Raw genomic sequence first — 13965 nt, forward strand, 5'->3', positions numbered from 1 at the left:
GCTGTGATACTTGCTATTTCACATTGTGCTGTAATTGTGGATAAAGTAACTGCATCGGCAATTGGAGCCACTGTATCGGCAATAGTTACGGTTTGATTTTGAGTCGATGTATTGATTCCATCCGAATACGTCCATACTACAGTTGTCGAAGCTGTAATTGGGAAAGTCGTGGCCGTTGTTCCAGTTACCCCTCCAATGCAATTATCAGTTGCAGTTGGCGCTGTGATACTTGCTATTTCACATTGTGCTGTAATTGCTGGTAAAGTAGTCACATCCGCAACTGGCGAAGTTGTATCGGCAATCGTTACGGTTTGATTTTGAGTCGAGATATTAATTCCATCCGAATACGTCCAGACTACAGTTGTTGAAGCTGTAATAGGGAAAGTGGTTGTCGTTGTTCCGGTTACCCCTCCAATGCAATTATCAGTTGCAGTTGGCGCTATGATACTTGCTACTTCACATTGTGCTGTAATTGTGGATAAAGTAACTGCATCGGCAATTGGAGCCACTGTATCGGCAATCGTTACGGTTTGATTTTGAGTCGAGGTATTAATTCCATCCGAATACGTCCAGACTACAGTTGTTGAAGCTGTAATAGGGAAAGTAGTCGTCGTTGTTCCGGTTACTGCTCCAATACAATTATCAGTTGCAGTTGGCGCAGTAATACTTGCTACTTCACATTGTGCTGTAATTGTGGATAAAGTAACTGCATCGGCAACTGGAGCCATTGTATCGGCAATAGTTACGATTTGATTTTGAGTCGAGATATTAATTCCATCCGAATACGTCCAGACTACAGTAGTCGAAGCTGTAATAGGGAAACTAGTCGTCGTAGTTCCGGTTACCCCTCCTATGCAATTGTCAGTAGCTGTTGGCGGTGTGATCGCTGTTACTTCACATTGTCCATTAACAACTGCCAAAGTAACTACATCGGAAACTGGTGCCACTGTATCGGCAATAGTAACGGTTTGATTTTGGGTACTTGAATTAGTTCCATCAGTATACGTCCAGACTACAGTAGTCGAAGCTGTTATTGGGAAAGTCGTCGTCGTAGTTCCGGTTACCCCTCCTATGCAATTGTCAGTTGCAGTTGGTGGAGTCATGGTTGCTACTTCACATTGTGCTGTAATTGTAGATAAAGTAATTACATCGGCAACTGGAGCCATTGTATCAGCAATAGTTACGATTTGATTTTGCGTACTTGAATTCCTTCCATCAGTGTATGTCCAAACTACAGTAGTCGAAGCTGTTATTGGAAAAGTCGTCGTCGTAGTTCCGGTTACTGCTCCTATGCAATTGTCAGTAGCTGTTGGCGGTGTGATAGCCGTTACTTCACATTGTTCATTGATTATTGGTAAAGTAGTTATATCAGCAACTGGCGCCATTGTATCTGCAATGGTTACGATTTGATTTTGAGTCGAAGTATTGGTTCCGTCAGTATATGTCCAAACTACAGTAGTCGACGCTGTTATTGGGAAAGTCGTTGTAGTAGTTCCAGTTACCAATCCAATGCAATTATCGGTTGCGGTTGGTGCGATGATACTTGCTACACTACATTGTTCTGTGATTGCAGATAAAATAGTTGCATCCGCAACTGGACCTTCATCATCGGTAACAACAACATCAAAACTAAAAGTTTGTAAATCTCCATTTACATCGGTAAATTCAAATGTATTGGTTGTTGTACCTACAGGAAAACTATCTCCCGATGCCAAACCAGCTATTTGATTTACATTTAATTTATTTATAGCCCAAGTAAGGGTGTTTGCTATCAGTTTCCCACCATCAGAAGCAGAATCCCAACCAAAAGAATTAGCTTGATCCGTCCAAGCCACCATATTTAATGTAACACGTCGTACATTTGACGGGCCTACATTTTCTTTAACAATAACCAGAGGAATACCATTAGAATATTCTGCAATAACAACCGAACCTGATGTTATTGATGTAGTATTTATAAACGCATTACCTGTACCAAAAGTTAAACTATTTACTCCATTAAAAATAGGGTGGCCAGACACTAATGGCCCCAAGAAGGTAGTATTAGAAAACTGAAATGTACCGACATTTAAAACTCTGTAGTTGTCAGTGTTGTAAGTGCCTAAAAAAGCATCAGCTGTTTCTGACTCATATGCATCTACAATTATTCCACCTCCATCTATATAACTTGAGAATATATTTCCTGCCGTAGTTTTTTGTGTTGTATTTAAATTATGACTTAACGATAAGAAAACGGCATCATATTGTTTTAAGTAAGCTAATGTTAATAAATTAAAATCTAAAACATTGGTAAATGTATCCACCTGTGAAAATGCCTGCGTAGCATCTAGTGTCGCTTTTATATTTGAGTTTTGATTCAAAAGATCAAAACCAACAACCAAAACTTTTGGTTTGCTTGCAGTAACTGGTAAGATATAATTCACCACAGCAGCACATATTCCCGCATCATTTGGTACAGTAGTATCTGCTGGGGTAATTACTACCTGCTGATTTTGTGTAACACTATTACCATCAGCATCAGTGTACGTCCACACTACTGTTGTGGAAGCGGTTATTGGGAAAGTTGTTGTCGTTGTTCCTGTTACAGCCCCACTGCAATTATCGGTAGCGGTTGGTGCTGTTATACTCGCCAAGCTAGATTTTACAATAATTGTTGGTAATTTAGGTAAATCTGTAACTGGTGCTTCGGTATCATTAACTACAACATTAAAACTACAAGTTTGTAAATCTCCATTTGCATCTGTATATTCAAAAGTATTGGTTATTGTACCTACAGGAAAAACAGCTCCTGATGCTAAACCCGCAGTTTGATTCAATTCAACCCTATTTCCAACCCATTTTAAGGCATTAGCCATAAGTTTAGCTCCATCTGTGGCTGTATTCCAATAAGAAGAACTTACAGTCGACGAAGGTGGGAAAAAATTCAAACACACTCTCCTTACAGCTAAAGGACCTACATTTTCTTTTGCCATAACTAACAGATCATTGTTATTATATCTTGCTATTACATAAGAATTTGGAGTAAGAACATTTGAATCATTTCTAGGGATATCAGTTCCTCCATTAAATGATGTTACATCTTTCATTATAGGATGACTTGGCAAATCTATAGTCCCTAAACTCACTTGCCCATGTTTTTCAAAATAAGATGTATTAAGTACTCTATATACGTCTGTATCATAAGCTCCTAGTATATGTGAAAATGTAGCTTCATAAGCTGCATCAACCACACCACCACCTCCATCAATATATTGTGCAAGAGTATTTCCTAACTGTACACTATTAAGAGCAGAACCAAAAGTATATAATAGTACAGCATCATATTTTTGTAAAGTACTTAAATCTGGAGTTGAATTATTGATATTAATTGCATCTACACTATTAAATTGATTAGTACTTAACAATTTTTGTCTCACATCTGACTCATATAATCCTCCAAGTACCAGAACATCTAATTTCTTAGCTGTAACAACTGGCAAAGTATAATTCAAAACAGCACCACATATTCCTGCATCATTTGGTACAGTAATATCTGCTGGACAGGTAAATGGTGTGTTAATCTTTAAAGTAATAGGTTGTGTAGTTGCATTTGTACAATTACCTGCATTTCTAATAGTTAAATTCCCAGTATAAGTACCCGCTGGAAGATTGGCAGGTACGCTAATCGTATTTAAATTTCCAGCTCCGGAAGTAAATGCAAAGTTAGTACTGGCTTGATCAGTTAAACCTGCTGTATTGGCTGCAGCATTCCAATCTATACTATAACTGGTAGGAATATCAGTTGTAGCTGTATATGGTAAACTAGCATTTTGTGAAGTAGTTTTAGTGTCAAGTTCTATTAGGGTTCCTGTTGTAGTTATGCTTGGTCCTTTCGTATAATGAGGGGTGCAATTTACACTTCTGTTTGGAATAGTTACTGTAAACGGATATGCTATACTTGCTCCTCCTGCTATTATGATATCCGTATTAGACGCAATATTTGTATATCCCGAATTAACATTATACATTACATAACTTCCATTATTAGAAGTTATGTAAAATCCAAAGGTTGTATTAGCTGGTACCGTGATACTTAAAGGAATTGGAATTGGAGTAGGAAGATTCGTGCCCAAACTAGTTACTGCAGCGGTTCCCGCTTTTGTCCAGGAGCCCGCAGTAGATTCTGAACCAACATAGCTTCCTGGCATATAATATATTTCATAAGTACCTGACATTAAATTCATATCAAAACTGGTAATTGTAATTGGAGCTGCTCCTGCAGTAATATTAAACATTATTCCATTGTTATTTGCATTATAACCATAAGGAGTACTAAGCGATGTATTACACTGAGCCTGGAATTGTAAAATTGTAAATAAAAAAAAGAGTAGTGAGTAAAGTTTTTTCATATTCCAGTAGGTAGGTTTTGTGATAAGTATTGTTTTTTCTTAAACCATTACTATCATTTGGAAACAAGACAGTAGTGATTTTGTATCTAAAAAGATTTGAAAATTCATAAACCATTAAAATGATTTAAATAGAATTTAATTTAAGAACTAATTGCATTTATCAACACTTGCAATACAATCTTTAATATTTCTGTAAAAATAGTTTGCATTTGTATGCTTAAAAAATTGTAAGGGGGGACAAATTGGGGGACATTTTCAACTTAAAAACGAGTAAAGTCAATAGGTTATACATAATAATATAAAATCAAAAACTTTTTTTTTGCTATTTTTACGATCCAAAATCATCAACCTCTGACAACAACTTATATGCATTCCAAAAAAATATATTGCATCCTCCTATTTCTTTTTGTTATGCAATTATATCCACAAAATAACCCAATCAAACTTTCATCTTCGGCAAATCAAATTAAAAATATTGAGGCTCTCTTGCTTCAGGAGAAATCTTTTGACAAGGATACTTTGGCGTTAAAAAACTTCCTGAAACCTTTAAACCAAACCAAACAAAATCAGATTATTTACGAAGCTTTACTAGCCAACGGCTTTAGTAACTATTATAATAATTTGAATAAAAAAAGTGATTGGCATTACCAACAATCCATAAAAAAGGCAAGTGCATTCAAAAATCCTTTCCTTGAAAGTTGGACACAGCTTAACTATGTGTATTATCTGTATCATAATAGAGATTATGTTAACTTGACTCCCATGCTATTAAAAATAACTGACCGCATAGAGCAAATTGATCCTAAGCAACTGATTTTAGCTGGAGAATCTTTCAAAAAAATAGGCTGGATGATGCAAACCTTTGGCGATTATGAAAATTCCTTTCATTATTTTGATCTGGCAAAGAGACACACTACTAAAAAAACTTCTGAATATGTCGCCATTTTAGATGGTATTGGAATGAACTATTTTCGTATCGAAAAACTCAAGCAAGCAGAATCCTATTTTCAGCAAACCGCACTTTTGGCAACACAAATTCATGATGAGGTTCGCTATGCCAAAGCAATAGGCAATTTAGCCCAAGTAAAACAGAAAAAGGGTGATTATAAATCAGCAATAGATTTATTAAAAAAAGACATTCGTATTTCTGAAAATAACAAAAATGACCAAAACACCATGTATGCCTCTGTTTTATTGGCTAAATTGTACATTCTTACTAAGAATTTTGATAAAGCAGAACAAACATTAAACAACATCCAAAATATCGTTCATTCAAAATCTTATTTTGAAAAACTAGAGTTTGAAATTATCAGACTTAAATTAGAAATTCTAAAAAAACAAAATAAAACCAATAACGAATTGCAACTAAGAAGAAGGATGCTCACTCTTGAAGATTCGTTAAAAACCAGAGACAGCGACGAAGCTATAAATCAAGCCAATTGGATGATTCAAAAATCACAATTTCAAAATAACATTAATAAAAAAGAAACTAAACTAAAAGAAGAATATGTATTGCGTACTATGTATGTTTCAATAATTGTTTTTGTTATTGCACTCGGTTTAGTTCTGCTCCATTTTAGTAAAAAGAAACAAAAAGCCAGTCAATTTGAGTATGATCAAACAGTAAATTTGTTAGAAACAGAGAAAAAAAATACAGAAAAAAAATTATACGAAACACACGCAAATTTGAATGATCATCTTGTATACTTAAGAGAGAAAAATAGTCAAATTAAAAAACTAAATATTGAAATAGATAACATTAAAAGGTCATCATCTTATAATTTGGAGAAAAAAAGCGGAAAGTTAAATACTTTATTGCAATCTCACTTAATGACTGAAGAAAACTGGGAGAATTTTAAGAGAGAATTTCAAAAAGAATATCCCGATTTTTATTTTAAACTACAAAAAGATTTTCCTGAAATTACAGATTCTAATAAACGTATTTTATTGCTGCAAAAACTTAATTTTAACAATACTGAGATTGCTGGTATTCTAGGGATTACTAGTGATGCTGTTAAAAAATCCAAACAACGAATCAAAAAGAAAATTGGCGTTAAATTCAAAATGCTTTTTGATAATGTAAAAGCATAGCTTTCTTATTTGGAATAGATAATACCTTTTGCTAAATTTTAAGGCGGTCAAACCATCTGAAAAACCAACAAATAAAGGTCTGCCAGATTTAGGTCCTAATGTGCAGCCAATAACCCATTGAATTGGGATTTACATATAAAGTTTGCGTGCCTCATCCTCCGATGCTAATTTTTTTCAATAAAACTACATTTTCAATACCATCTTTACAACAAGTGTGGTCATGCCATAATAATCTTCAATTGAGTTTGTCTCAATACAGGCTGCGCCGGATAGTATTCCATATATTAAAAATAGCAATCCAGTGGTTAATTCCTAGTGTGAGCACTTCAATCATGGGCCACCATAAAACCAATTTAGTTTTAAAGCAAGGTAATAAGCTCGATCATGTTGAATTTTATTATTGCCCGATGCCTTTCACGAAGGCACAAGGGCTTCAAATCATCAACTGCTGAGGAAAAGTCGATGGACTTTCCGTTTATCAGTTTCCTTTTCTTTGTGTGTATAGGAATAACTTCTGTGATACAGTTCAACCATCTCGACTATGGTATGATCCTCAATAAGCATCTTAATATCCTGGAAATTTTTTCTGTCAGTTCTTCATAATATATGAAATATTATAGTAATGTATCCCTAGCTTGGTAGCCAGTTGTATTCCGTTGAACTATTGTACTTGATCTATATAGCGTTCGCGCAATACAAGGCCCAGTTTCATGCTTTACTCAATTTTTCTGCCGATAATATTCTTTTATCATCCCTGCCATTAGGATTTCCTGCAGGTTAGTCACTACAAGTTCATATCCGTCATTCTATAATATACTCAATAATTAACGCTTTTTAAAGCCTGATTAATCAAATTAATTACTTTCATTAAGTCCTCACTATTTTTATTCAGAAGAATTATATTTTGTTGCTATTGTAATGAAGGTAAAGAGTTTAAAAAAACATACTTATAGAAAAAAAAGTTATATTAATTAAGGTATCTTTTTTATAATAAAAATATAATATCTCATATTACTAACCCTAAAACACTCCCCATACTTTCAGGGCCGAGACCACGATTTATATTCCCACTAATGAACCTGTAAATATGATCAATTTTTCCAGCCATTAATACTATCACTCTTTACAATACCGAAGCGTAGCACTATTTGTTATTGAGGTGCTAGTGTGATATTTTTTTTAGGCCAATAGTATTAATAAAATAAGTGCTTACGCAAAATTGAAAGGTTTTTAATCAAATTTAAAATCCAATTTTAAAATTTCAGAATACTTTAGTCATTCTAAATCTTCTATTAAAGTTACAAGGAAATAACTGAGAAAAAACAGCTTATTGATTTAAAATAATTATACCGAAAAATGATATATATATATTTTTTATTACTTAAATCTTCTTCTTATATAACAATGGGCTACCTGCTATATACATTATACAATTGGAATTTAGAAAAATTTAGAAAAGGCAATAAAGATTCCATTTTTTATAAAGCAAAGATTATAAGTACGAAAATATCTTTATGCTGTATGCTTTTTGTCCTGTTTTTCTTTACAATAAGCTCTTTGTGGGAAGCAATAGAATTACTCATCAATCGGAAGTGATAATACTTTTGCAGTAGGAACTGTTTAAATCGACTATTCGGGATTTCTAGCGGCTGGGCTATTCTACTAATGAAGCATACGAAAGAGTTACCACATTAGTGTTGAACAATTCCCGAGTAACTTTATACAAGTCAAGTTCCATTCCTGATGACTTTAAAAAAATTGGTTTAGAGAAGCAGACTAATGAAAATGGAAAAAATAGTTATGAAAAAATTAACTGCAATTAAAATGAAAAACTTAAAATATGCATTATTCTTAATAATTCTGATGTCTGCTGCATGCAAACCGGAACAGGTTTTAAATAACGCAAAATCTCAAAATGATACTGCTATTAATGCAGGCAATGGCAAATTTAAAAACCCACACCATAAACCTCTTGCTGAGTTTAAAGGGGACACTTTAAAGTATCTGCAAACTAATTTTTTATCAGATAAAGAATTCTATATAGGAAAAGAATTAAATGTTTTATTTGAAGATTTAGCATTGGACATAAAAGACTACTCAAATGATCTGAGTTCTAAAAATATAAATCTGAGCCCGGATTTAAGCTTAAATTTTTATGATGCAAAGACAAAAAATAAAAAGATAAAAAATAAAGAGAATCCTCTTGTACTATTTGTGGAATGGGAAACACCGATTTATGTCGAGCAGGTTACTGCACTGCTCAAAAAAAATCAGGGACGCTGGACTGCAGAAGAAAAAAATAATTACGGCCAATTTAAAATTAAAGAAATAGGAATGGTCAGTTCTAAATGATGCATTATTGTTTTAGATATACGCAAGAAAGAGCAAAAAATGCTGATCAATGGACAGCTGAAATATATGCCTGTTATTTTTTGCCATAAGACACAAAGGCTCTCTTATTTTAAGTGAGAGCTTTCTTTATTATATTCATCCTTTGCGTCTGAACAATACTAACACTCTCCATAAAGCATTGGAAAGGAGAAAATCCCATGGCATAATTCACTTTATGAGTCTTTCAGATTCCTTTGAAACTTATGCCTCATTAAAAATCGATGAACATTCGCCTAAAGATTTAAAAAAATATTACAGAGAGCTTAAAATCATGAAACAATTAATTATAGCAATAGCAGGAATGCTAGCAGTTTCCTGCTCCACAGTAAAAATAGAACAGCAGATAGTTCAGGATTTTGTTAAGGAAAAGAATCTTAAAAACATTCCATATGTAAATGCATCTTATCTTATTAAGGATGCATCTTCAAACGAAAATGTTTTAGATATTTACACGCAGGCTTACTTAGATAAAAATCTTCCCTTAAATAAAAAAAGAATTGATTTTTTACCTGCGACTATTAAAAACTGGCCATTAGATGCTGATGAAATCGATGCATTGAAGTCTGTTTATAAAAAAGCTAATGAACCCTTCTTCTGGAGTACAAAAAACCTTGGATCATTTGATATTCCGATAATTGAAAAAGAACAACTATTTTCAAAAATTCATGATGGGACCATATCAATAAGTGCAACTGGGCATATTATATCCAAGCCTATTCTAAGTTTGAATAAACAATATGCCATTTTAAAATACTCATCCATATTTTATACAGGAGGTGAACCAGAACAGATTTATTTAATGGAGAAAAAGGACAATAAATGGACCATTGTATTAACACTGGTTAAAAATTACGACTACGATCCTTCCTAAGAGGTCTGTTTAATTTTCCCATTCGACAAATGAAAAATTTACAGAAAACCTCAAAAATGGAATCGGGAAGAAGAATATCCACTGATTCCATTTTATTACAAGAGACAATTATGAACAAATTGTAAAGTATTACAAAATTTTAAGCTGTTTGTTTTACTTATCATTCTCTAAAGAATTCAGAGTCTAAGCATCGATACAAACAATACCTACTAATAAAATCTATTATATTTTTTGCCACCTTATTTTATTTTATTTTCACTACCTTAAAAAGTGTGGTATTTCTTATGTCAGCTCTGGCATTCTGAAGCGACAGCATCGCCCATATGGCTGCAGGAATCCATCCCATCATTAGTTCGAAACTATATAAAAGAATCAAAAGTCAACAAATTTTAATCGATACCCAATAGGACATCCAAACCAAATTGTTGAAGCCATTCAAAGACAGCCCCTACCTCCAGTAAGCCAATCTCTTTAAATCCTCCATAAAGCGGTGCGTAATTTGTCCTTTATGGGGTCACAAACAAGCAAAATGGCGCCAATTGAAGACAATTGGAGCCATTTTTTTATAATCTCACTTATTTATTAGTCTAAAGAGCCGGGCTCCTCAGGAGCCTAGCCCCGATAGCAGTGGAAATCCTTTTGTGCCGGGGTTCGGCACAAAAGATTGTAACGGATAGCGGGGAAAAACTCCTAAAAAATAATATTAAACCTAAATAAAATTAAATACAATTAACGATGCTGATCACTGTGAATTAGATTCAGGCAGCAATTCTTCATATTTAATTAATTCAGCCTAAAACTAAACTAACTAAACTAAACCAAAAGAAACTTTTTATTTCCTTCAACAGCCCCAACAAGGCTCATCGAAAGCACTTCCCCGAGCAGGGATTTGAGCCTCTCAAAACAGCTGGGCTTTACTGCGTAAAACGTAGCGCCCAGCTCTGAAGCTCTCTGGATATTCTCAGGATCACTGCTGGTGGAGAGCATAACAATGTTCACTTCCCTCAGCTCCCCCTTACAGCTTCTAATCTCAGCAAGGCATTCCAGGCCTGATTTGCCCGGCATATTGATATCCAGGAAAATAAACTCGGGAAGCTCAGCACCTGAAAGGGAAAGAAGGTTATCCATTAGATGCATACCGTCAGGGGCCTGCCCCAGAATAACATTCGGATCAACCTCGCTCACCGCATCGGCAAAGAACTCCCTGTCATCGCTGTCGTCATCGGCCAAAAAAATAAATCTCTTCGAATTGTGCTTTTCAAACGCCATTTTACTAAAATTTACATTAAAGAAAACTACTTCGGATAAACGGTATTCCAAACGGGCAGGCCCGCGCAATTTTTAAAACTGCAACATGATATTCAAATCTGATCAGGGGCTTGTAAAGTTAATTCATAATTAGGAAAAAACACATTAAAAAAAATATTTTTACATTTTCTTAATCTTTCTGTTTCTTCCAAGTTTTCAATATTTACAGGCATTTGTGCTGTAGAAAAAAATAATTAAAGAACTTTATCGTAAATTGAAATATATCAAAATTAAATAATATTACAATCTGTAATATTATTGCCAACTATAAAAGGGAAAGATTCTGGAAAAAGCAACGGGATTGACAACAATCCAGTGGAACCTTATACGGAGAGAAAATCCATATCTACCAAGCGTACTTTTTGGCAGAACACCATTGATATGCGCAAACTCAAAAGGGTGATACTGCAATGGCGGAAAAACTGGCGTTTGAGCTGTGGTCCTTCCCATTAAATACCTTGACAATAAAATGCCTCACATTGAGCAATGTAAATCCTTAGTTCCAAATATTTTAGAGAGAAAAACTCATAACATAAATACCTAAATATAGCTTAACTTAGTGTTTCGTTTTTAGCTGTAAATCCAGTTTTAAGAATTAACTTTAAATCCTGTATTGCATCCTCTGCATTTTACATTCGCAGTTTTATTAGAAAATCAATTTTGCATGAAAAACAATCCTAAATTAATTAGTAATTATGAGTACAAGAAGTTCTTTCTTCCAGATATAACAAGTCACAATCTCTTTAATAATTCTAAGGTGCAACTGTACCGAATTGAAAATTATTTAAAGAAAATTGTAATCCCCGTTAATGCGTACCAGACAACTTTTAACTTTCTTATTTTTGTAACAAAGGGATATGTAAGGCAACAGCTGGACACATCTGTTTTTGAAATTAATGCGAATCAGGCACTGAATATCAAACAAGGAAATTTTACGGCCACCTTAGAGCTTTCAGAGGATGTTGAAGGCTTTTTTGTTATTTATGAAAACGAAGTTATTACTGAAATTGCATTAAGTACAAACGATTTAAACTTCTTTTACACTTCACCTTTCTCTATTTTAGATCCCAATAAAATTAATTGGCTTATTCGTTTATTTGAATTGCTGGAAGAAGAATTAAACCAAGCCGAACACATTAATGACATCACTATAGCACTTCTTCAATCGGCATTATTAAAAATTATACGAACAGAAAATACAGATCACAAATCTCTTAGCCGTGCAAGTTTTATCTCTTTTCAGTTTAGAGAACTGGTACAGAAAAACCACATTGAGCATAAAAACATAGATTTTTATGCTAATCTATTAAAAATATCAGATAATTATTTGAACAAATGTGTTAAAGAAACCACAGGAAAAGCGCCAAAACAATGGATAAACGAAATTACCATCCAACACAGCCAAATTCTTTTGCAGGATAATTCAAAAGAAATAGCAGAAATAGCATTTGAATTGCAATTTCAATCGCCTTCTTATTTTTCACGCATGTTTAAAAAAGTGGCAGGACAATCTCCCTCTGAGTACCGATCAAAGTTTTTAAAGCAATAAAAAGTACCTCTTATTTCTAAAAAGCAAAAACGCTTATACAGGAGGTTTAAGAATCCTGTATAAGCGTTTTTTTGTCTGGAAAAACTCTATTCCAAATAAGTGAAATTTCTCAACAGTTACTTAAGCAGGCGTACCTTCACTGTTAGACACAACAGCATCAACTTGAACCAAAGCATCCAGAGGGATTGCCGAAACGCCAATTACTGTTCTTGCAGGCAAATCGCCATTAAAAAAAGAAGTATAGACTTCATTTATGGCTTCAAGATCTCCAATATTTTTAAGCTGGATGTTTATTTTAACAATGTCATCCATTTTGTGATCGATACTCTCTAAAATTGCTTTAATATTATTTAAACATTGCTCTGTTTGCTCTACACTGCCACCACTCACTATTTGATTTGTTTCTGGAATTAGAGGCAATTGACCTGAAATATGATTGTAATGCGAATAAGCAACAGAGTGTGAATACGAAACTTTTGGTGCATTTTGGGTATTGTTTGCCTCAATTATCAAAAAACGTGTGTCTTCAGGAAGTTGTGGAGGTGTCCCGTCACCATGCGATACTGCAACATCAATCTGCACTAAAGCATCTATTGGTAAAGCTATAGCGTTAACAATTGTTCTGGCAGGAACATAGTCTGGGAAGAATTTTGTTAAAACTCCACTCACTGCTTGAGCATCTGAGCAGTTTTTAAGAAAAATAGTGGTTTTAACCACATCATTCATAACATGTCCGATACTTTCTAAAATTGCCTGAATGTTTGTTAAACATTGTTCTGCCTGCTCTACTACACCGCCTGCTACAATCTTACCCGATTGAGGATCAATAGGCAATTGGGCTGAAATATTGTTGTAATGAGAAAATGCCACTGTCTGCGAATGTATGCTTTTTGGTGCTTTTTCTGTGTTTTTGGTCACTTTAACTAAATCTAAAGCTTTTTGCGGAGTCGTGCCTTCACCGTTTGATATAAGAGCATCAATCTGCAGCAAAGCACCATCTAAAGGCAAAGCATTTATTGCAACAGTTGTAAGTGTAGGAAGATCTTTCTTGAAAAATACTTTATACACTTCTTCTACAGCCTCAATATCTGAAATATTCTTAAGAAAAACAGTTAATTTTACCGCGTCATCCATAACGTGTCCAATGCTTTCTACAATCGACTGAATATTTAGCAAACATTGTTTTGCCTGCTCTTTAACATCATTTCCTACAATTTTTCCCGTTTTAGGATCAATAGGCAATTGCGCTGAAATATTGTTGTAATGGGAAAATGCTACTGTTTGTGTTGAAAACGGACTTTTTGGCGCATTTTCTGTGTTTCTCGAATTCTTCTTAATTTCACTCATAAATTTATTTGTTTTCTGTT

The 13965-nt window shown here is 34.1% G+C and carries 6 protein-coding genes and 1 pseudogene; 4 read left to right on the top strand and 3 right to left on the bottom strand.

All coding sequences use genetic code 11. The features are described from left to right. Positions 1-4388, bottom strand: a pseudogene (locus B0A65_RS01175) (ThuA domain-containing protein); the annotation flags it as partial. Between the two features lie 411 nt (positions 4389-4799). Between B0A65_RS01175 and B0A65_RS01180 the strand changes: the two are divergent. The 3 genes from B0A65_RS01180 to B0A65_RS01190 all read left to right on the top strand — a co-directional run bounded on the left by B0A65_RS01180 (position 4800) and on the right by B0A65_RS01190 (position 9741). Then, the gene (locus tag B0A65_RS01180) at positions 4800-6479 is read left to right on the top strand and encodes a tetratricopeptide repeat protein (protein WP_074658229.1); all 1680 of its coding nucleotides are present in this window, start codon (positions 4800-4802) and stop codon (positions 6477-6479) included. Between the two features lie 1785 nt (positions 6480-8264). Then, positions 8265-8831 carry a hypothetical protein gene (locus B0A65_RS01185; protein WP_207556390.1) on the top strand — a complete coding sequence of 189 codons (567 nt, stop codon included), beginning with the start codon at positions 8265-8267 and terminating at the stop codon, positions 8829-8831. A gap of 214 nt (positions 8832-9045) precedes the next feature. After that, complete coding sequence (locus B0A65_RS01190) at positions 9046-9741, top strand: hypothetical protein (protein ID WP_074658225.1); 696 nt, start codon at positions 9046-9048, stop codon at positions 9739-9741. A gap of 813 nt (positions 9742-10554) precedes the next feature. Here the strand turns inward: B0A65_RS01190 and B0A65_RS01200 are convergent. Next, complete coding sequence (locus B0A65_RS01200; RefSeq protein WP_074658223.1) at positions 10555-11010, bottom strand: response regulator; 456 nt, start codon at positions 11008-11010, stop codon at positions 10555-10557. A 703-nt stretch (positions 11011-11713) separates the two neighbouring features. Between B0A65_RS01200 and B0A65_RS01205 the strand changes: the two genes are divergently transcribed. Next, a complete protein-coding gene (locus B0A65_RS01205) occupies positions 11714-12598 on the top strand; it encodes a helix-turn-helix domain-containing protein (protein WP_074658221.1) in 885 nt (294 codons plus the stop codon). A gap of 120 nt (positions 12599-12718) precedes the next feature. On the opposite strand, the gene B0A65_RS01210 is transcribed toward B0A65_RS01205, so the two are convergent. Continuing rightward, positions 12719-13945, bottom strand: coding sequence for a Rid family hydrolase (locus B0A65_RS01210; RefSeq protein ID WP_074658220.1), 1227 nt, complete (start codon positions 13943-13945; stop codon positions 12719-12721). Positions 13946-13965 lie beyond the last annotated feature (20 nt).

Origin of the sequence: Flavobacterium frigidimaris (assembly GCF_002217275.1) — a bacterium.
In the GTDB taxonomy this organism is placed as follows: Bacteria; Bacteroidota; Bacteroidia; order Flavobacteriales; family Flavobacteriaceae; genus Flavobacterium; species Flavobacterium aquidurense.

Excerpts from the sequence above, each read along its gene's own strand:
- B0A65_RS01190 (WP_074658225.1), top strand. The coding sequence starts at position 9,046 with ATGAGTCTTTCAGATTCCTTTGAAACTTATGCCTCATTAAAAATCGAT.
- B0A65_RS01200 (WP_074658223.1), bottom strand. The coding sequence starts at position 11,010 with ATGGCGTTTGAAAAGCACAATTCGAAGAGATTTATTTTTTTGGCCGAT.
- B0A65_RS01210 (WP_074658220.1), bottom strand. The coding sequence starts at position 13,945 with ATGAGTGAAATTAAGAAGAATTCGAGAAACACAGAAAATGCGCCAAAA.
- B0A65_RS01185 (WP_207556390.1), top strand. The coding sequence starts at position 8,265 with ATGGAAAAAATAGTTATGAAAAAATTAACTGCAATTAAAATGAAAAAC.
- B0A65_RS01205 (WP_074658221.1), top strand. The coding sequence starts at position 11,714 with ATGAAAAACAATCCTAAATTAATTAGTAATTATGAGTACAAGAAGTTC.
- B0A65_RS01180 (WP_074658229.1), top strand. The coding sequence starts at position 4,800 with ATGCAATTATATCCACAAAATAACCCAATCAAACTTTCATCTTCGGCA.